Raw genomic sequence first — 19,849 nt, 5'->3', positions numbered from 1 at the left:
GCGCAAGGAGCGGGACGATGGGACAGCGACTGGGTGTCAACGTGGATCACGTGGCGACGCTGCGGCAGGCGCGGCGCACCGTGTATCCGGATCCGGTGACGGCCGCGGCGATGGCGGAGCTGGCCGGCGCCCGGCAGATCACCATCCACCTGCGCGAGGACCGGCGCCACATCCAGGACCGGGATCTGCGCATCCTCCGTGAGACGGTGCAGACGCTCCTGAACCTGGAGATGGCCGCCACCGCGGAGATGGTGAAGATCGCCTACGAGTACAAGCCGGACGTGGTGACGCTCGTCCCCGAGCGGCGCGAGGAGCTCACCACCGAGGGCGGCCTGGAGGTCGCGGGTCAGCGCGAGTCCATCGCGAAGATCATCAAGAACCTCAAGGACGGGGAGATCGCCGTCTCGCTGTTCATCGACCCGGACCTGGACCAGGTGCGCGCGTCGCACAAGGTGAACGCGGACCGGATCGAGCTGCACACGGGCCGCTACTGCGAGGCGCGCAACGAGAAGGAGCGCGCGCGGGAGCTGGCGCGCATCGTGGACGCGGCCAAGGCGAGCGCCAAGCTGGGCATGGGCGTGGCCGCCGGGCACGGGCTCAACTACGACAACGTGCAGGCCATCGCTCGCATCCAGGAGATCGACGAGCTGAACATCGGGCACGCCATCGTGGCGCGCGCGGTGCTGGTGGGCTTCGAGCGCGCGGTGCGTGAGATGCTCGAACTGATGCGCGACCCGGGGTAGGCCCGCATGCCCATCGTCGGACTGGGGTTGGACCTCTGCTCCATCGAGCGCATCCAGCGCATCCTCGAAGGTCCGCGCGCGGAGGCATTCCTCACGCGCGTGTACACCGACGGCGAGCGCGCGTACTGCGCGCCCCGGCACGACGCGGCCAGCGCGTACGCGGCGAGGTTCGCGGCGAAGGAGGCGCTGGTGAAGGCGATGGGCGTGCCTCCGGGCGTGAAGTGGCGGGACATGGAGGTGGTGCGCGAGGGCGGTCCGCCGCGCTTCGTGCTCTCCGGCGTGGCCCGTGAAGTGATGGAAGCGCGGGGGTGGGACGCGATGCTCGCGCTCACCCATGATGCCGGCGTGGCCGCGGCCACGGTGGTGCTCCAGACGAAGTAGGGAGGTTGGAAGCCATGCAGCGCGTGCTCACCGCGAACCAGATGCGAGAGGCCGAGAAGGCCGCCCAGGATCAGCACGGGATGCCGTCCGGGCTGTTGATGGAGAACGCGGGCCGTGCGCTCGCGGAAGCCGCCCGGAGCATCGCGGGCGCGGGCGGGCGCTTCACGGTGCTCTGCGGCCCCGGCAACAACGGCGGGGACGGCCTGGTCGCCGCACGCTTCCTGCTGGAGGGAGGCGCCCGGGTGGTGGTGTCGCTGGTGGGGGACACCGGCAAGCTCACGTCGGAGGCGAAGCGCAACCTCCAGGCGCTGGAGGGCTTCGGTGAGTCGCCGCGCGCCTTCGAGGCGCTGCCGGAGGCGGGCCCGGGCGACGTGGTGGTGGACGCCCTCTTCGGCACCGGCCTGAAGCGCGCGCCGGAGGGCGTCTTCGCGGACGCCATCGGCACGGTCGCGCGGTGGCGGCGCGCGGGGGCGAAGGTGGTGGCCGCGGACGTGCCCTCTGGCCTCCAGAGCGACACGGCGGAGCCCTTCTCGCCGTGCGTGGAGGCGGATGTCACGGTGGCCTTCGGCTTCGTGAAGCCCGCGCATGAGCTGGAGCCCGGCGCGTCGCTGTGCGGCGACGTGCGGCGCGTGGACATCGGCCTGGGCGGTGAGTCCACTCGCGCGGTGTCCGGCGCGGAGCTGTTCCGCGTGGAGGAGAAGGACGCGCGCGAGGCGCTGCCCAAGCGGCGCGCGGATTCGCACAAGGGCACCTACGGCCACGTGCTGGTGGTGGCGGGCAGCCCGGGCAAGACGGGCGCCGCGGCGATGGTGGCCCTGGCCGCGCTGCGCAGCGGGGCGGGGCTCGTCACCGTGGCCACGCGCCCGGAGGCGCTGCCGTGGGTGATGGCGCACTCGCCGGAGATCATGGGCATTCCGCTGCCCGGTGAAGGCCCGCTGGGGAAGGGTGACCTGGATGCGCTCAAGGCCGCGCTGGAGGGCAAGGACGCGCTGGTGATGGGGCCGGGCATCCCTCGGGGGCCGGAGACGGGCGCGCTGATTGGCGACCTGCTGGCGTCCGTGGAGGTGCCCGCGGTGTTGGACGCGGACGCGCTCAATGCCGTCGCGGAGGATCTCAAGGTGCTGCGGGAGGCGAAGGGGCCCGTGGTGCTCACGCCGCATCCCGGGGAGATGGCGCGGCTGTGGGGCCGGACGACGAAGGACGTGCAGGCGCACCGCGTGGGCGTGGCGCTCAACCTGGCCACGTCGCTCAACTGCACGGTGGTGCTCAAGGGCTCGCGCACGCTCATCGCGGAGGCGGGCGGGCGCGTGTTCATCAACCCCACGGGCAATGCGGGCATGGCCACTGGCGGCACGGGCGACGTGCTGTCGGGCGTGTGCGGCGCGTTGCTCGCGCAGGGGATTCCGCTGCCCAAGGCCGCGTGGACGGCGGTGTACGCGCACGGGCTCGCGGGCGACCTGATGGCCCAGCAGCGCGGGTTGCTGGGCCTCATCGCCACGGACCTGCTGGTGGGCCTGGGCCACGTCTGGACGCGGTGGGAGCGATGAGCGGCGCGGAGCAGCCCACGCGCTCGCGGCGGCTGGTGTCTCCGTCACCGGAGGAGACGCACCGGCTGGGCGTGAAGCTGGGATTGCTGCTCCAGCCCGGGGACTTCGTGGGGCTGATTGGCGACCTGGGCGCGGGCAAGACGCACCTGGTGCGCGGCGTGGCGGAAGGGGCGGGTGTGGCGCAGTCGGAGGTGGCCAGCCCTACCTTCGCCATCGTGTATCCGTATGCCGGCCGCATCCCGCTGTACCACGCGGACCTGTACCGCCTGACGGACTACGACGAGCTGTACGCCACCGGGTTCCTGGACCTGGTGGGCGGTGACCACGCGATGCTGGTGGAGTGGTTGGACCGCATCCCCCAGGCCGCGCCGCGCGACTTCCTGCGCGTCACGCTCCGCCATGAGGGAGAGGACGCGCGGAGCCTCGACGTGGAGGCCTTCGGCGCGCGTCCTGCCGCGTTGCTCGAGGCGTGGCTGGGCTGAATCAGACCAGGGCGGGCTGCTCTGGCGGCCGCGGGTTCAGCACCCCGTCCGCCAGCGTCTGCACCTTCCAGCGGTGGAACGTGAGCCGCGAATCCACGCCCACCACGTCCTCTTCATCCACCGGCACCCAGTGCGGCCCGCCGCACAGCGACTCGCTGGAGACGAGGAACTGCTGGAGCGGCACCCCCGTGTTCGGCGTGCGCAGCGCTTCCGGGCAGCCGCTGATACCGGAGGAGATGAAGAGGGTGCGGTTGCGGCGCGTGGCCACCATCGCCTCGCCGTCCGTGACGAGGAAGTTCATCGCGGAGCGTTCCTTCGGCTCGCGGCTTCCCGGCACGTCCGTCAGCGTGGACACCAGCGTCATCGTCTCCGCGAGCGCCTGCGCCATCGCCTCCACGCTCACCGTGCCGTCGAGCGGCCCGCGCGCCGACAGCCGCGACAGGAACAGGTAGAAGCAGCGCTCGCTGTCCGTGGTGCCCTTGATGTTGACGCGCAGCTCCGGGTGGATGAGCCCTTCCACGGTGGCCTTGTGCTTCGCGAACTCGCGCAGCGTGCCGTTGTGCACGAAGGACCAGCGGCCGAAGTGGAACGGGTGCGAGTTGCGCAGCTCCACCGCCCCCACGCTCGCCAGCCGGATGTGCGCCACCACGGTGCGCGCCGAGACCTGGCTCGACACACGCTCGAAGTCGGGGTCGCAGTGCGCGGGGCCCACGCCATGCGCGACGAGCGGCGAGGACTCCTGCCCGTACGTGGCGATACCCCAACCGTCCTTGTGCTCACGCGACTGGATGAGGAGGGAATTCCTCTCCGTCACCAGGGCGGTATGGACAGCGGCGGGAACAGCACTCCTGAATCCAAATAATCGGCACATGGTGGCAGCTGATCTCTACAACGGCCGGCCCACGAGGGAAGTTCCACCTGCCCCCTCGGCCGATGCCAGTTGTTCAGCGGCATCCACTCAGGGACAGTGATTCATACGCGCGCGAAACACCACACGTCCGCCCTTCACCACCACGCGCGCGTGACTGATACCCAGATGATAAGGCAGATGCCGGTAACTGCGACAGGCGAACACCACCAGGTCGCCCGCATCACCCACGGCCAGCCGCCCCTGCCGTTGCAACCCCAAGCATTGCGCGGCCCCTCGGGTGGCGGCCCAGTAGGCCTCCGCGGCTGACAGGCCGTTCTCCAGGCAGGCGAGCCCCAGCACCAAGGCCAGGTTCTCCGTCATGGACGAGCCGGGATTCACGTTGGAACCCAAAGCAATGTTGACGCCAGCGTCGCGCAGCTTCCGGCCGGGCGCGTAGGGGCGCATGCGCAGGAAGAGGGTGGAGGTAGGCACGAGTACGGCGGTGACGTTCGCGGCGGCGAGCGCGCGGATGCCCTCGTCCGTCACCTGCTCCAGGTGGTCCGCGCTGGCGGCGCCCACCTCCGCGGCGAGCGCTGAAGCGCCACACGCGGTGAGCTGATCCGCGTGCAGGCGTGGCGTGAGGCCCAGCGCCTTGCCCGCGTTGAGCAGCCGGCGGGACTCCTCCACGGTGAAGGCGCTGTCCTCGGTGAAGACGTCGCAGAAGCGCGCCAGGCCCTCGCGTGCGACGGCGGGCAATATCTCGTTGATGCAGAGGTCCAGGTACTCGGCGCGGCGGTCCTTGTACTCAGGCGGCACCGAGTGCGCGCACAGCAGCGTGGGCACCAGCTCCAGCGGTGACAGCGCGCCCAGGCGGCGCACCGCGCGCAGCATCTTCAGCTCATCCGCCAGGTTCAGTCCGTAGCCGCTCTTCACCTCGGCGGTCGTCACGCCCTGCGCGAGCAGCCGCTCCAGGCGGGGCAGGGCGAGCGTGGCCAGCTCCTCCTCGCTCGCGGCGCGCGTGGCGCTCACCGTGTTGGCGATGCCGCCGCCGGCCTTGGCGATTTCGAGGTACGTGGCGCCCTGGTTGCGCAGGTCGAACTCGGCGGAGCGCTCGCCCGCGAACACCAGGTGCGTGTGCGGATCCACGAAGCCCGGACCCACGAAGCCGCCCTCGGCGTCGATGATCTCCGTCGCGTCCGTGAGCGCGCCCCTGGGCAGGCCGGACTCCGGGCCCACGTAGGCCACGCGTCCGTCCTTCACGCCAATGCCCGCTCCCGGGCGCGGGGTGAGGGCTGCTTCCGCGGGCTCGCGGTGGGTGCCCTCCACGGTGAGCACCTCGGAGGTGTTGCGCACCCACAGGTCCAGGGCTTCCATGCTCAGCGTCCTCCGCGTACGCCCGCCACGGGCGCGTTCCAACTGGTGTCACCCGAGTGCGCCCGGCCGAAGCCGCCGGACAGCTCCAGCTTCGTGCGCGACTCGCCGAACTTGAGCTGCGCCGCCACCACCGCGCCGTAGAAGTGCGTCGTCACCTGCGAGCCGGGGTTCACCAGCGACTGCTGCACGCTGAAGAACGGCACCAGGCCCAGGGACATGCCGGGCTCCGGCTGCACGGTGAACGCACAGGTGGCCTCCACGCCGAACAGGCTGCTGGTGCTGTCCGTGTCACCCAGCCCGAAGTCGGACGCGCCTCGCAGGGAGAGGGCCGGGGCCATGCCCACCTTCTCCGAGCCGATGTAATACGACACGCCGGAGTACACGCCGTAGCCGGGCGCCGGCAGGCCGACGAATTCGCCTTGCAGGCCCACGTGCCACGACAGCCGATCGCTCACGGGCACCGTCACCGAGCCGTCGATGTCGATGCCCCACTGATCATTGTGGAAGGGCTTCGCGTCACCCTGGAAGGTGCCGTTCTCCCCGCGCTCCGACAGCTGCGGAGCGTTGAGGCGGGGGCCGGCGCGCAGGCCCAGCTGGAAGAAGTTCTGCTGGGGGACGCCCGGGCCCAGGCGCATCACCATGGGCCCGGCGGTGGTGGGCGTGCATCCCGCGAGCACACCCATCACCGCGGTCATCACGAAGGGTCGGACGCGTCGTGGCATCCGACGCACTCTAGGCGGTGAGGCCGGGGATGCGCACGCCCCGCTCCTTCGCCACGTCGATGGCCTCCGGGTAGCCCGCGTCCGCGTGGCGCAGCACGCCCATGCCGGGGTCGGACGTGAGGACGCGCTCGATGCGGCGCGCGGCTTCCGGCGTGCCGTCCGCGACGATGACCTGTCCCGCGTGCAGCGAGTAGCCCATGCCCACGCCGCCGCCGTGGTGGAACGACACCCACGAGGCGCCGTTCACCGCGTTCACCAGCGCGTTGAGGATGGGCCAGTCCGCCACCGCGTCCGAGCCGTCCTTCATGGCCTCCGTCTCGCGGTTGGGGGACGCGACGCTGCCGCAGTCCAGGTGATCACGCCCAATCACGATGGGGGCCTTCACCTCGCCCTTGCGGACCAGCTCGTTGAACGCGAGGCCCGCCTTGGCGCGCTCGCCGTAGCCCAGCCAGCAGATGCGCGCGGGCAGGCCCTGGAACGCCACGCGCTCCTGGGCCATGTCCAGCCAGCGGTTGAGCGACGCCTTCTGGGGGAAGAGCTCGCGCACCGCGCGGTCCGTGCGGCGGATGTCCTCCGGGTCTCCGGACAGCGCCACCCAGCGGAAGGGCCCCAGGCCCTCGCAGAACAGCGGGCGGATGTACGCGGGGACGAAGCCGGGGAACTCGAAGGCGTTCTGCATGCCGCCCACCTTCGCCTGGCCACGCAGGTTGTTGCCGTAGTCGAAGACGTGGCTGCCGGCGGCCTGGAAGTCGTTCATGGCCTGCACGTGCATGATCATCGACTCGCGGGCGCGCTTCACGTAGCCCTCCGGGTCGCGCTTGCGCAGCTCCGCGGCGGCCTCCAGCGACAGGTCCGTGGGGATGTAGCCGTTGAGCGGATCATGCGCGCTCGTCTGGTCCGTCACGAGGTCCGGCTTGATGCCGCGCTTGTACAGCTCCCGGAACACCGACGCCGCGTTGCCGATGATGCCGATGGAGCGGCCCACGCGCTTCTGTTGCGCGTCCTTCGCCAGGGCCAGCGCCTCATCCAGGTCCTTGGCCACGACGTCCAGGTAGCGCGTCTCCACGCGGCGCTGGGCGCGGTGCGGATCGATTTCCACGCCCAGGAACACGGCGTTGTTCATGGTCGCGGCCAGGGGCTGCGCGCCGCCCATGCCGCCCAGGCCACCGGAGAGGATGAGGCGGCCGGCCAGGTCCTCGCTGCCGAAGTGGAAGCGGCCCGCGGCGGCGAAGGTCTCGTAGGTGCCCTGCAGGATGCCCTGCGTGCCGATGTAGATCCACGAGCCGGCCGTCATCTGGCCGTACATCATCAGGCCCTTCTTCTCCAGCTCGTGGAAGTGCTCCCAGTTGGCCCAGTGGCCCACGAGGTTGGAGTTGGCGATGAGCACGCGCGGCGCGTCCGGGTGCGTGCGCAGGATGCCCACGGGCTTGCCGGACTGCACGAGCAGCGTCTCGTCGTCGGTGAGGCTCTGGAGGCTCGCGACGATGCGGTCGAAGGAGGGCCAGTCCCGCGCGGCCTTGCCGGTGCCGCCGTAGACGACCAGGTCTCCGGGCTGCTCGGCCACGTCGGGGTCGAGGTTGTTCATCAGCATCCGGAGCGCGGCCTCCTGCACCCAGCCCTTGCAGGAGAGGGTGGTGCCGCGAGAGGCGCGGATGATGCGGGACATGCGGAAGACTCCTGGAAAGGGGGCGCCGCACCCTAACCGAACCCCCGGGGCCGCGGGGGGCTTGCGTGCAGGGCCAGCGTTGCTCCCGGACACGCTGGACGCCGTGCGTCAGTAGTCCTTGCGCGCGTCGATGTAGGCGCTGAAGTGGAACACGTTGGTGGAGTCGTAGAACTTGAAGTAGTTGCCCAGGCCCGCGGGCTGGCTCAGCCAGTAGGCGGTGCCCGAGCAGCCGGTGCAGATGAACGCGCCGTTGCGGCGGATGTTCCAGATGCCGGTGATGTCGTCCACGGTGGTCGCGATGGCCGGCGAGCCCACCAGCTCGAAGTCGTACTCGTTGCCGGCCGCGAACCCGTGGAAGTTCACGAACGCGGTGTTGGTGGACTGGTTCCAGGCGACGACGACGTTGGCGCTCGTCACCGGGTAGCGCCCGGTGGTGTCGGCGACGTAGAGGCCTCGGCTGGACCAGATGCTGTGGACCACCGGCGCGGACAGGGCGGGGAGTGACAGGAACAGCGCGGCGACGACGGCGGAACGGAAGGCCTTCATGGGGGATGCCTCCTGCTGCGGGGGTTGACGCGGAGCGCCGGGGAGCACTCCGCGTAGAACCCATGCTGCCTGAGCCCCGTGAGGCTTGAAATCGTGGTTTTCCGTGAAGTTGCGGGGACTCAGTAGTCGTGGCGCGCGTCGACGGTGGCGCTGAAGTGGTACCGGTAGGTGCTGTCGTAGAACTTGATGCCGGTGCCCACCGCCGCGTTCAGGCCGTAGGCGCTGCCAGTGCAACCGGTGCAGATGAGCACGCCGTTGCGCTGGATGTTCCACAGGCCGGTGATGTTGGACGCGGTCACGGACGTGACGGACGAGCCCACCAGGTCGAAGTCGTAGGTGTTGCCGTTGGCCGTGCCGTGGAAGCTCGCATAGGCGGCGAACGTGCTCTCGTTCCAGCTGATGGTCAGGTTGGAGCTCGTGGCCGGATAGGTGGCCCCGTTGTCGCCAATGTACAGGCCGTGGGTGGACCAGATGCTGTGCCCGGCCAGGGCAGGAGCGGACACAAGCAGCGCGGCGGCGGCGAAGGGACGGATGGCGTTCATGGGAAGGCACTCCAGGACTGCGGGGGGACGCGGGTGCTCCTGAAGGGGCACTCCGCGTGCGCTCCATCCTGCGTGAGCCCCGTGAAGCTTGGAAAACAAGTTTGTGACTGATACCGGGAGAGGTGTGTCAGACCCCGGGCCTGCCGGGAAGGCGCGGGCGCGGTAGAGTCGCGCCGCGCAGAGGTGGGACATGGATCAGGGACAGGACGGGAAGGGGAACGCGTTGGCGGTGCCGGCGGCCCAGCCTCCGTTGGAGAACCGGGCTCCGGACGTGGGTCCGGTGAAGACGGTGGCGGGCGGCGTGCCGGCGGTGCTGAGCGCGTTGAAGCACGTGCTGGGCGAGGCGGGCCCGTGGCGCGGCGGCAAGCTCATCTGGAAGGTGAACCAGAAGGACGGCTTCGACTGTCCCGGGTGCGCGTGGCCGGATCCCTCCCATCGGTCCGTGCAGGAGTACTGCGAGAACGGCGCGAAGGCGCTGGCGGAGGAGGGCACGCAGGAGCGCGTGGCGCCGGAGTTCTTCCGCGAGTGGAGCGTGGCGCGGCTGGCGGAGCAGTCCGACCTGTGGCTGGGCAAGGCGGGCCGGCTCACGCACCCCATGGTGTTGCGCGAGGGCGCGGCGCACTACGAGCCCCTCTCCTGGGATGAGGCCTTCGCGCTGGTGGCGGAGGAGCTGAACGCGCTGGGCTCGCCGGACGAGGCGGCCTTCTACACGTCCGGCCGTACGAGCAACGAGGCCGCGTTCCTCTACCAACTGTTCGTGCGGCAGTTCGGCACCAACAACCTGCCGGACTGCTCGAACATGTGCCACGAGTCCAGTGGCACGGGGCTGTCGGAGACGATTGGCATTGGCAAGGGGTCGGTGACGCTGGAGGACTTCGACCACGCGCAGGCCATCTTCGTCATCGGGCAGAACCCGGGCACCAACCACCCGCGCATGCTGACGGCGTTGCAGGCCGCCGCGCGCCGGGGCTGTGAAATCGTCAGCGTCAACCCGCTGCCGGAGACGGGGCTCAACCGCTTCAAGCACCCGCAGGAGGTGCTGCACCTGTTCGGCCCGGGCACGGCGCTGAACAAGCTGCTCCTCCAGGTGCGCATCAACGGCGACGTGGCGCTCTTGCAGGGGCTGGGCAAGGCGCTGCTGGACCGGGAGGCGAAGGCGCCGGGCACGGTGGTGGACCGGGCCTTCGTCGAGGGCAAGACGACGGGCTTCGACGCGTACGTGGCCCACCTGGCCACGGTGTCCTGGGACGACGTGGTGGAGCAGAGTGGGGTGCCGCGCGAGCAGATTGAAGAGGCTGCGGACATCCTGGCGCGCTCGGAGCGCACCATCTTCTGCTGGGCCATGGGGCTCACCCAGCACAAGAACGCGGTGGGCAACGTGCAGGAGATCGTGAACCTCACGCTCCTGCGCGGCAGCATCGGCAAGCAGGGCGCGGGCGTGTGCCCGGTGCGCGGTCACAGCAACGTGCAGGGCGACCGCACCATGGGCATCTGGGAGCACGCCAAGCCGGAGTTCATGGACGCGCTGTCGAAGGAGTTCGGCTTCGCGCCGCCGCGCCACACCGGCCTGGACACGGTGGGGACGATCCAGGCGCTGCACGACGGGCGCGTGAAGGTGTTCTTCGCCATGGGCGGCAACTTCCTGTCCGCGACTCCGGACACGGAGTTCACCGCGCGGGCGCTCCGTCGTGCGCGGCTCACGGTGCACGTGTCCACGAAGCTCAATCGCGCGCACCTGGTGCATGGGCAGCGCGCGCTCATCCTCCCGTGCCTGGGAAGGACCGAGCACGACGTGCAGGCCTCGGGGCGGCAGTTCGTGACGGTGGAGGACTCGATGGGGATGGTGCACGCGTCGCGCGGCGCCGTGGCCCCCGCGTCCGAGCACCTGCTCAGCGAGCCCGTCATCGTGGCCCGGCTGGCGCAAGCGGTGCTGGGGACGCGCTCGAAGGTGTCGTGGATGTCCCTGGTGGAGGACTACGACCGGGTGCGCGAGCTGATCCAGCGGTGCATCCCGGGGTTCGACGACTTCAACCGCCGCGTGCACCAGCCCGGCGGGTTCGCGCTGCCCAACGGGCCTCGCGAGGGACGCTTCACGACGAAGGACGGCAAGGCGCACTTCACGGTGCACCCGATGCCGCGTCACCGGCTGGAGCCCGGGCAGCTCATGATGATGACGCTGCGCTCGCATGATCAGTACAACACCACCGTGTACGGATTGGATGACCGCTACCGGGGCATCCACCAGGGGCGGCGCGTGGTGTTCCTGCACCCGGAGGACGTGAAGGCGCGCGGGCTGACGGCGGGGCAGAAGGTGGACCTCACGAGCCACTTCCAGGGAGAGACGCGGGTGGCGCGCGAGTTCCTGGTGGTGCCGTACAACATCCCGCGTCAGTGCGCGGCCACCTACTTCCCGGAAGCGAACGTGCTGGTGCCGGTGGCCAGCTTCGCGGACAAGAGCCGCACGCCCACGTCGAAGTCCGTGATCATCACCGTGGCCCCCAGTCTTGAGCCCTCGGCCCTGGTCCCCGCCAGCACCCAGAGGTCCGGGTGAGCCTCATGCCGTTGGTGGAAGCCTCCCTCTGGCCGGAGCCGCTCCAGGCCCTCCATGCGCGAGTCGCCGCGACGGCGCCGCAAGAGGCCGTGGCGTCGAGCGCGGAGTGGCGCGAGGACTTCGCCCGCTGGGTGCGTGGTGCTTCGCTGGAGGAGCGCACGCGCGCCCAGGCCGCCGCGTGGGAGCGGCTGTCCCCGGGCGAGCGCACCCCGGCCGAGCTCCTCTTCCTCCTGTCCACCCTCAGTGAGCTGCTCTGGCCCTACGAAGAGCCGCGCCTGGGACTGTTGAAGCAGCTGCTCGCGAGGCGGGACGCCGCGGTGACAGCGCTTCGCGAGGCGGGCGACACGGAGAGCGCCGAGCGCATCCAGAAGGAGAGCACCGTCACGGTCTCCACCGTGCTCACGCGCTACCTCAAGCGCCACCCGGAAGCGCTGTCGAAGCTGGTGCGCGACGTGCCCTGCACCTACGACGGCCGCGCGCTGCGCTTCCAGGACGCGGTGGAGGTAGACCTCAAGTACGTCATGGGCACGGGCGCGAAGTCCGTGGACCTGCTGGAGCAGCTGCGTTCGCTTCTCCCCGACACCCGCGACGGTGGCCGCGACAAGCTCACCGACTTCATCCGCACGCGCGCCGCGCGCATTCCGTGGCGCGAAGCGAGTGAGGTGCTGGGCGAGCGCCTCTTCGCGCTGGCCACGTCCCCGGACGGCCGCAGCGGCATGCGCGGCTTCCTCGCGTGCTACCCCAACGGGCGCAAGGAGCCGGACTGGTGTTCGCGCGCGGGGCTTCTGCTGGCGCGCACCGTGGAGGTGGGCGGACCACCCGCGGTGGTGGAGAACCTCTGCGACCTGCTCACGCTCTTCGACGCGCCTCCGGTGGACGGGCTGCGCGGTGCATTGGGCGCGCTCGTGCAGAGCGACTTCGAGACCGCCGCGGACCTGGGCCACGCGCGCTTCGTGCTCGACCACTGTCAGGGCACGATGCGCAAGGCCGAGCCCGCGCTGGCGCTCACGCTCCTGTGGCTGGAGGAGCGCCTGTTCCGCGCCTCCGTGCGGCGCGGCGTGCCGGAGGCGTTCGAGCGGCGCACCCGCGCTCGCGCCAAGCTGGAGTTGCTGCCTGGCTTCACGCACCTGGTGTGGCTGGCGGAGGAGTGCGCGGAGATGTGGCCGCGCTTCCGCACGCCCGCGCGGCCCGGTCTGGATGGGTTGGTCGCCTGGCGCAAGGAGGTGACCTGGCGCATGGGCAGGAAGCCCGTGCTGCGCAAGGCTGCCATCGAGTTCCTCCTGTGGTGCGCACCCGATGAAGCCTCGTCGGAGGCGGAGCTGGCCACGCTGTCGCTCGTCCGCAACGCCACGGATCGGCGGCTGGTGCGCAAGATGTTGGAGCATCCGTCTCCCCGGGCCCGCTTCCGCGCCCGCTCGCTCCAGTCCTACCTCCAGGCCGGAGCAGGGCAGGACAAGCACGCACCTCCCTCCGAGCCCTCCGAGCCCTCGACGCTGACGGCCTCCCTGCGCCACCTGCACGTGACGCGCGCGGTGCCCGTGGGCGGACGCACCTGGCTGCGCGACCGCGACCTGGAGGACCTGCTCGTGGGCGCGGTGGGACGCGTGGAGGCCGAAGCCGCCCAGCGCCATCTCCAGCGCTTCCGTGAAGAGACGCCGGAGCTGATCACAGTCCTGCTCGAAGGGCTGCGCTCGGAGCTGGCGCATGTGCAAGCCGCGCTGGGTTCGCTGGTGGCGTCGCCGCTGTCGCTGTCCATGACGGTGCACCGCCACCCGGAGCCTCCACCGGAGGCCGCGTCCGAGATCGCCTTCATCGTGTCCGTGGAGCGCGAGGGCTTCGTGCGCACGCGCCGGGTCGTCCGCGTGCCGGTGGCGAAGCTGGAGCAGCGTGGAGAGGGGCAGTGGCTGCCCACGTTCCGCCTGGGCCGTGATCGTCTGGATGCGCTGCTCGCGCGCACGGAGGCCGCGTTCTGCCTCTTCCTGGTGCCCTCCTTCGTGCGTCCGGAGCTGTGGGTGATGCCGGCCCGGCTGGCCCGGGCCTCGATGGAGGCGCAGGGCGCCTTGTCCGGCGTGCCGCGCGAGGCCGCGCAGGGGGCCTCCCGGTCCCTGGCGCAGTGGCTGGTGTACGACGTGCTGGGCCTGTGGGTGGGCGACGAGCGCCCCGACGTCATCGACGCCTCCCGCGAGGGAGATGCCGCCGCTGGCTTCGTGGTCGACCTCACCGTGCGCTGAACCCCCGGAAAAGCCCCGGGGAATTGTCCGGGAATATCCAGAAGCCCCGGCGTAATGGCCCATGAGGGGTGCTGGAACATGCCTGGGAGGGGTCCCGGGCAAACAAGTCCGTCCGTCGGCTGACGGGATGGCATGCCTCCACGCGCGCGTCGTCGCCGTGTCTCCAGGGGAACGAGAGGCATTCGTCATGAAGACTTCGTTGCGCGCGGCGTGGGCACTGTTGGGTCTGGCCGCCACGGTCGGACTGGGTGCGTGTGGTGAAGGCACTGGAGTGAACGCCGAGCACCGGCTCGTGTCGTCCTCCGACGAGCCCGTCCTCGCGCAGCAGTCATCGGCGCTGTCGGACACGCTGGAGCAGTACGCGGCCAAGTGCGACGCGGCCATCGGCGCCACGGTGCCGGACTTCAACTGCGAGCTGGGCACGATCGTGCCCACGACGAACCACGTCAACGGCAAGTGTGACCGGCCCAACCGGCTCAACCAGCAGTGCGATCCCGGCAGCCGCTTCCAGGTGCTGAAGGACACGGCGGACGTGTCCATCGTCGCGCACTGCCGCAAGCAGGGGAACGCGGCGAACTACTACGGCGACATCGCCGTCATCCAGACGAACAAGAAGAACGGCGCCACCTGCTTCTACCAGGCGCTGGGCACGCTCTACGGCGCGGACGTGAAGGCGCCCTCCAAGGGCACGGGCGCGTGGAGCTGGAAGACGCCCGCGGACACGGCGTCCATCCGCTGCGTGCGCTGCCATGACAACGGGGCGCTGGTCCGCTCGCCGTACCTCACGCAGGTGACGGGCGTGAACAAGCTGCCGGGCTCGGGCGACTACGGCTTCAACCGCGACCAGCCCTACCGCTTCATCGGCGCCGACTTCGCGACGTGGAAGGCCTACAAGGTGGAGGTTGCCGGCAACGTGTGCCTGGGCTGCCACCGCATGGGCACGAACAACCAGCTGGGCTACGACGACGGCGTGGCGCTGGACCTGGGCATCCGCGCCACCGCGACGTCGGAGGTGGCGAAGAACCCGCACTCGCCCGCGTCGCCCATCTGGATGACGCCGGGATCCACCTACTACAGCGCGGACAACGCCGCGGCCGCCGCCGCCCTCCGCGCCTGCGCGCTGCGCCGCAACGAGGTGCCGCTGCCCAACACGAACGCGTGCCGCATCACCCAGTACACGGACGTGGGCGTGCCCAACCTCCCGGGCACCTTCACGGCGGTGTGGGAGCCGAGCACGCAGTCGGAGATCCAGGCCTACGCCCGCACCTACGCGGACTATCGCGAGAAGTATGATCAGCTCTGGTCGCAGGGCTGGCGCCTGCACACGCTGCAGCCGTACGTGGTGGGGACGCAGGTGCTCTACAACGCCGTCTGGCGCCCGAGCACGGAAGGGGAGTTCCAGCTCTACGGCGCCACGTACACCGCCTTCCGGGCGAAGTACGACGAGCTGTGGCCGCAGGGCTGGCGCCTGAAGATCCTCCAGCCGTACGTCGTGAGCGGGCAGACGTATTACACGGCCGTCTGGCGCCCGAGCACGGAAGGGGAGATCCAGGTCTACGGCGCCACGTACGCGTCGTACCGCTCGACGTACGACTCGCTGTGGCCGCAGGGCTGGCGTCTGAAGCTGTTGCAGCCGTACGTGGTGAACGGCCAGACGTACTACACGGCCGTGTGGCGCCCCAGCACCGAGGGCGAGGTGCAGGTGTACGGCGTCACGTACGCGTCCTACCGCGCGACGTATGACTCGCTGTGGCCGCAGGGCTGGCGCCTGAAGCTGCTGGAGCCGTACGTGGTGAACGGGCAGACGCTCTACACGGCGGTGTGGCGGCCTGGCACCGCGGGCGAGCTCCAGCTGTATGCGTCCGACTACAGCGGCTACCGGGGCTCCTACGACGAGCTCTGGCCGCAGGGCTGGCGCCTGAAGATCCTCCGCGCCTACTGAGCGCGGTCCACCATCCGTCACCGGTCCCGGGGGGAACCGTTTCCTCAATGAACCTGCCGAGCGAGGAGTCCGCCGTGCCGCGTTTCCACTGCGAGATGAAGTCGGAGCAGAAGGGGGCGCGCGCGCGGGCCCCGGATGAACGCCCAGGGACCTACGTGGACGGGGTCCGGTGGCGCCAGTCGCGGGCCCGGGTGCGGAGCGGATCCACGGGGGGATACCTGCCCGCGCGTCACGAAGCGCGGGACGAGACGGTGGCGCCCGAGCCGTTGAACCGCGATGAGGCCCAGCGGGCGCTCCGGATGCAGGTGGCTCCGGAGCCCGCGGCGGCGTTCCCGGAACCGGCGCAAGAGCCCCGTCCTTCGCCCCCGCCAGAGCAGGCGACCTTCGGCGAGCTGGTGGCCACGTCCGCCGCGGCGAGGGCCAGCTTCGAGCGCATGGCTTGCGCGGCGGCGTGCAACGCCACGGTGCTGCTGGAGGGGGAGACGGGCACGGGCAAGAGCCGCGCGGCGCTCGCCATCCACCGCGCCGGGGCTCGAGCGAACGCGCCGTTCCTCGTCGTGGACTGCGGTGCGCTCCCGGCCAACCTCCTGGAGAGCGAGCTGTTCGGCCACGAGAAGGGGGCCTTCACCGGCGCCATCCAGCGCCGCGTGGGCGCCTTCGAGGAGGCCGACGGAGGCACCATCTTCCTGGACGAGATTGGCGAGCTGCCCGCCGAACTCCAGCCCAAGCTGCTGCGCGTGCTGGAGAACCGGGAGATCCGCCGGCTGGGCTCCAACACGCACCAGGCGGTCAACGTGCGGGTCATCGCGGCCACGCACCGAGACCTGCGCGCGGAGGTCCAGGCGGGCCGCTTCCGCGCGGACCTGTTCTTCCGCCTCGCGGTGGTGGGTATCCCGCTCCCGTCGCTGCGCGAGCGCACGGAGGACATCCCTCTCATCGTCGAGCGCATCCTCGCGGGGCTGGGCGCCACGCCCGAACAGCTCGCGCAGTTCACCACGCCGGACTTCCTCACGCGGCTCCAGCGCGCCGCCTGGCCGGGAAACGTGCGTGAATTGCGCAATCACCTGGAGCGCTGCCTCGTCTTCCAGAGCGCGCTGCCGCCTACGACGCCGGATGCCATGAATGCCCTGGCCCCCGCCGTCCCTCGCGCGGTGGACGCCTCGTTGACGTACGCGGAGTCCCGGCGCCGGGCGCTGGAGACCTTCGAGCACGACTACGTCGAAGCGCTCCTCAAGCTGCACGGAGGCAAGGTGTCCCAGGCCGCCGCCGCCGCGGACATGGACCGCGTCTACCTGTACCGGCTCCTGCGCCGGCACGGGCTCAAGAGCTGACGCGAGCCGGGCTCACAAATCCCGCGCGCGGCGGGGGCGGGTGTCGGAGAATCCTCCGCATGTCCGCTCCCATCCTCGACCTGCACTCGCTCCCGGCGATGCCCGCCACGCTCCTGCGCGCGGCCAATCCCTTCGGGAAGTCCCGGGGCAGCACCACGCTGCCAGCCCTGACGCTGCGGGCGCATGGTTGCCGCGCGTCGCCCGTGCTGCTGGAGCGCTACCGGACCGCGTGTGGCTTCGACGCCGATGGCTTCCTGCCGCTCACGTATCCGCAGGTCATGGCCACGCCGCTGCACCTCCAGCTGCTGAGCCTGCCCGACTTCCCGTACTCCGCGATGGGCATCGTGCACGTGCGCAACCGCATCCAGCAGCACCGCCGCCTGCCGGACACCGCCGCGCTCACCGTGGCCTGCCGCTTCGACGGTCAGCGCGAGGTGCCCGCGGGCCAGGAGTTCGACATCGAGACGCGCGTCGAAGCCCAGGAGAGTGGCGAGCTGCTCTGGCAGGCCGTCAGCACCATGCTGCGCCGCCACGCCGGGCGGAAGGACAAGGACAGCGCGCGCAAGGCATCTCCGCCGGAAGACACGCGCTTCGCGTCCAGCCGCCCCGCGTCCTGGAGCATCCCCGCGGACACCGGACGCCGCTACGCGCGGGCCTCCGGCGACTTCAATCCCATCCACCTCACCGCCGTCACCGCGAAGCCCTTCGGCTTCTCTCGCGCCATCGCGCACGGCATGTGGACGCTCGCGCGCTGCGTGGCGGAGTCGGGCGAGGCGGCCCACGCGGACTCGCTCCAGTTGGATTGCGACTTCAAGAAGCCCCTCTTCCTTCCGTCCCGGGTGACGTTCCAGACGGCTCGCGAGTCCGCGGGCGTGGCGTTCCGGGTGCTGTCGGAGGAGGGGAAGCCGCACCTCGTGGGGCGGCTGGGCTGACGAGACGGGCGACGCGCCGGCGGGCCGGAGAGGGGCCCGCCAGACGCGTCAATCACTCAGCTCCGGGAGGTCCGGCAGACTGTCCGGGTCCAGCTTCATCAGGGCGCACAGCCGGCTCAGCGTGGGGATGGTGGGGACCATCACCCCTCGCTCGACGCGGGCCAGGACTTCCACGCCCAGTTCCAGATGCTCCGCGACTTCCTCCATGGAGAGCCCCGCCTGCTGCCGCGCTGCCTTCAGCGCGGCGCCAAGCGCTTCGGCCCGCTCTCTCCGACTCTGTGTCATCCCCCGAGCATGGCGCCATCTGGCCCGCACGTCACTTGAATCCCACACGCCCCCCTCGTGGACGGTGGCCCGGCCGGGGGGCGCCTCCCCGGGACGTGAAGTCCCCAACAGCCCGTTTCCCCCAGGCTCCAGGCGGCGCCATGCCCCCCGCCAGGCCTTCCGGAGCGCTGTCTCCGCGACCCTGGCCCGCCCCGGAGGACGGGGCCGGGTGGGGTGGCCGCGCGTCCCGGCCGTGCGCACGCTGCTGCCCAGGAGGGGCCTTGCGCATTGGCGCCGGACAGGGGCTGTGTTACGCCGCCGCACCCTGTCTTCCATCTTGGGGACCCCAATCGAGGAGAAGTGAATGACCCGTCGTCACGTGCGAGTCGTCGGCGCGATGCTCCAGAACGAGATGGGTCGCTACCTCATCACCCAGCGTCCTCCCACCGCGTCGCTGCCCCTCCTGTGGGAGTTCCCGGGCGGCAGGGTGGAGGAGGGGGAGCAGGACACGGTGGCGCTCGCCCGCGAGCTGCTCGAGGAGATGGGGGTCCAGATCCAGGTGCTCGAGCAGGTCATGCACACCCGCCACGAGTACCCGACCTACGACATCGACTTCCGCGTGTTCCGCTGCCGCCTGAGCTACCCGGACGCGGAGATCCACCACCTGCGCGTGCATGACCACCGCTGGGTGGCGCTGGAGGAGATGGGCCAGTACCGCTTCCCCGACGCGGACGCGAAGACCCTGGCCCGGCTGCTGGACCTGGACCACTGACCGTGCGCGCCACCACGCGTCTTGTCGCCGCCGCGGGCCTCCTGCTGTCCGCCGCCTGCTCCAGCTCCCGTCCCGCGCCCACGGCCTCCAACGCGCCGGACGCCGGCATGCCGCAGGTGCCCGCCACGGGGCTCGAGGGCTGTCTGCTCTACACGGATGGCCGCCAGACGGGCGCGGTGCCCCGCGAGGTCCCGGAGCTGTCCGGCCTGGCCGCCAGCCAGCGCCACCCGGGCATCTTCTGGGGACACAACGACTCCAACAATGCCTTCGAGCTGTTCGCCCTGGACGAGACGGGCGCGGTGAAGGCCACGCTGAGCCTCACCGGCGCGGACCCCCGCGACATCGAGGACGTCGCCGTGGGCCCGTGCGCGCCCGGCGGCAAGGACTCCTGCATCTTCCTGGCGGACACCGGAGACAACTTCGAGCGGCGCAAGGAGGTGCGCCTGTTCCGGTTGCCCGAGCCCACGTCCGTCGCCAACGCCACGCTCCCGGTGGAGGCGCTGCCCTTCACCTACGAGGACGGCGCCCATGACGCCGAGTCCCTGATTGTCGACAGCCGCTCCGGCCAGGTGGGGATCCTCACCAAGACGCGTGCGTCCCTGGGCGACCTGTACGCAGTGGAGGGCCTGAAGCCCGGCGCCACGGGCAAGGCGCGCAAGCTGGGCACCCTGCGCGTGCCGGATGACGTGGACCGCCTGTCCACCGCCGCCGCCTTGCACCCCTCCGGCGAGCGCCTGCTGGTGCGCACGTACACCCGCGTGTGGGAGCTGCGCCGCCCGGACGCGAAGCGGCTGGAGGACTTCGTCCAGGCGCAGGTGGTGGAGGTGCCGGGCGCCAGCCAGGCCCAGTCAGAGGCCGTGACGTTCCTCCAGGACGGCCGCGGCTACCTGTTGGGCAGTGAGTTCGCAGGGGAGCCCCTGGTCCGCGTCGACTGCCGCTGATCGGACAGTCGGGCCCGCGTTCGTCATCGTCC

General features: G+C 70.8%; 18 protein-coding genes. 11 read left to right on the top strand and 7 right to left on the bottom strand.

What is annotated here, in order from left to right:
* Nucleotides 1-17 precede the first annotated feature (17 nt).
* The 4 genes from D7Y15_RS05770 to tsaE are packed head-to-tail and all read left to right on the top strand — an operon-like array spanning nt 18 to nt 3,153.
* Nucleotides 18-743, top strand: a complete 726-nt coding sequence (locus tag D7Y15_RS05770) for a pyridoxine 5'-phosphate synthase (protein WP_120550607.1) — start codon at nt 18-20, stop codon at nt 741-743.
* A 6-nt stretch (nt 744-749) separates the two neighbouring features.
* Nucleotides 750-1,124 carry a holo-ACP synthase gene (locus D7Y15_RS05765; protein WP_120574344.1) on the top strand — a complete coding sequence of 125 codons (375 nt, stop codon included), beginning with the start codon at nt 750-752 and terminating at the stop codon, nt 1,122-1,124.
* A 14-nt stretch (nt 1,125-1,138) separates the two neighbouring features.
* Nucleotides 1,139-2,671, top strand: coding sequence for an NAD(P)H-hydrate dehydratase (locus D7Y15_RS05760; protein WP_121751931.1), 1,533 nt, complete (start codon nt 1,139-1,141; stop codon nt 2,669-2,671).
* The gene (gene tsaE / locus D7Y15_RS05755) at nt 2,668-3,153 is read left to right on the top strand and encodes a tRNA (adenosine(37)-N6)-threonylcarbamoyltransferase complex ATPase subunit type 1 TsaE (RefSeq protein WP_120574342.1); all 486 of its coding nucleotides are present in this window, start codon (nt 2,668-2,670) and stop codon (nt 3,151-3,153) included. The genes D7Y15_RS05760 and tsaE overlap by 4 nt, the downstream gene beginning before the upstream one ends.
* 1 nt (nt 3,154) lies before the next feature.
* Here the strand turns inward: tsaE and D7Y15_RS05750 are convergent, their stop codons facing one another.
* The 6 genes from D7Y15_RS05750 to D7Y15_RS05725 all read right to left on the bottom strand — a co-directional run bounded on the left by D7Y15_RS05750 (nt 3,155) and on the right by D7Y15_RS05725 (nt 8,853).
* The gene (locus D7Y15_RS05750) at nt 3,155-4,024 is read right to left on the bottom strand and encodes a class II glutamine amidotransferase (protein ID WP_120574341.1); all 870 of its coding nucleotides are present in this window, start codon (nt 4,022-4,024) and stop codon (nt 3,155-3,157) included.
* Between the two features lie 87 nt (nt 4,025-4,111).
* On the bottom strand, nt 4,112-5,377 hold the full coding sequence (gene hutI, locus D7Y15_RS05745) for an imidazolonepropionase (protein ID WP_121751930.1): 1,266 nt from the start codon (nt 5,375-5,377) through the stop codon (nt 4,112-4,114).
* A 2-nt stretch (nt 5,378-5,379) separates the two neighbouring features.
* Nucleotides 5,380-6,099 carry a hypothetical protein gene (locus D7Y15_RS05740; protein WP_120574339.1) on the bottom strand — a complete coding sequence of 240 codons (720 nt, stop codon included), beginning with the start codon at nt 6,097-6,099 and terminating at the stop codon, nt 5,380-5,382.
* Nucleotides 6,100-6,109: 10 nt separating this feature from the next.
* The gene (hutU, locus tag D7Y15_RS05735) at nt 6,110-7,765 is read right to left on the bottom strand and encodes a urocanate hydratase (RefSeq protein ID WP_120595766.1); all 1,656 of its coding nucleotides are present in this window, start codon (nt 7,763-7,765) and stop codon (nt 6,110-6,112) included.
* Nucleotides 7,766-7,873: 108 nt separating this feature from the next.
* Nucleotides 7,874-8,311, bottom strand: coding sequence for a hypothetical protein (locus tag D7Y15_RS05730; RefSeq protein ID WP_121751929.1), 438 nt, complete (start codon nt 8,309-8,311; stop codon nt 7,874-7,876).
* A gap of 119 nt (nt 8,312-8,430) precedes the next feature.
* Nucleotides 8,431-8,853 (bottom strand): hypothetical protein, encoded by a 423-nt coding sequence (locus tag D7Y15_RS05725; protein WP_121751928.1) that lies wholly within the window; start codon nt 8,851-8,853, stop codon nt 8,431-8,433.
* Between the two features lie 190 nt (nt 8,854-9,043).
* On the opposite strand from D7Y15_RS05725, the gene D7Y15_RS05720 reads away from it, so the two are divergent.
* The 5 genes from D7Y15_RS05720 to D7Y15_RS05700 all read left to right on the top strand — a co-directional run bounded on the left by D7Y15_RS05720 (nt 9,044) and on the right by D7Y15_RS05700 (nt 17,840).
* On the top strand, nt 9,044-11,404 hold the full coding sequence (locus tag D7Y15_RS05720) for an FdhF/YdeP family oxidoreductase (RefSeq protein WP_121751927.1): 2,361 nt from the start codon (nt 9,044-9,046) through the stop codon (nt 11,402-11,404).
* A 5-nt stretch (nt 11,405-11,409) separates the two neighbouring features.
* A complete protein-coding gene (locus D7Y15_RS05715) occupies nt 11,410-13,635 on the top strand; it encodes a hypothetical protein (RefSeq protein ID WP_121751942.1) in 2,226 nt (741 codons plus the stop codon).
* A gap of 187 nt (nt 13,636-13,822) precedes the next feature.
* The gene (locus D7Y15_RS05710) at nt 13,823-15,577 is read left to right on the top strand and encodes a hypothetical protein (protein ID WP_148712699.1); all 1,755 of its coding nucleotides are present in this window, start codon (nt 13,823-13,825) and stop codon (nt 15,575-15,577) included.
* A gap of 47 nt (nt 15,578-15,624) precedes the next feature.
* A complete protein-coding gene (locus tag D7Y15_RS05705; protein WP_120574334.1) occupies nt 15,625-16,908 on the top strand; it encodes a sigma-54-dependent Fis family transcriptional regulator in 1,284 nt (427 codons plus the stop codon).
* Nucleotides 16,909-16,967: 59 nt separating this feature from the next.
* Nucleotides 16,968-17,840, top strand: coding sequence for a MaoC family dehydratase (locus D7Y15_RS05700; protein ID WP_121751925.1), 873 nt, complete (start codon nt 16,968-16,970; stop codon nt 17,838-17,840).
* Nucleotides 17,841-17,888: 48 nt separating this feature from the next.
* Here D7Y15_RS05700 and D7Y15_RS05695 read toward each other — a convergent pair whose 3' ends face one another.
* Nucleotides 17,889-18,125 (bottom strand): helix-turn-helix domain-containing protein, encoded by a 237-nt coding sequence (locus tag D7Y15_RS05695; protein ID WP_043321491.1) that lies wholly within the window; start codon nt 18,123-18,125, stop codon nt 17,889-17,891.
* A 343-nt stretch (nt 18,126-18,468) separates the two neighbouring features.
* On the opposite strand from D7Y15_RS05695, the gene D7Y15_RS05690 reads away from it, so the two are divergent.
* Nucleotides 18,469-18,876, top strand: coding sequence for a (deoxy)nucleoside triphosphate pyrophosphohydrolase (locus D7Y15_RS05690; RefSeq protein WP_120574332.1), 408 nt, complete (start codon nt 18,469-18,471; stop codon nt 18,874-18,876).
* A gap of 107 nt (nt 18,877-18,983) precedes the next feature.
* Nucleotides 18,984-19,817: a hypothetical protein gene (locus D7Y15_RS05685; protein ID WP_233596552.1), complete on the top strand. Its 834-nt coding sequence runs from the start codon at nt 18,984-18,986 to the stop codon at nt 19,815-19,817.
* The last annotated feature ends 32 nt before the right edge of the window (nt 19,818-19,849 follow it).

Source organism: Corallococcus sp. AB030, assembly GCF_003668965.1.
Lineage (GTDB): Bacteria > Myxococcota > Myxococcia > Myxococcales > Myxococcaceae > Corallococcus > Corallococcus exiguus.
This window is presented reverse-complemented; position numbering and strand designations above follow the sequence as displayed.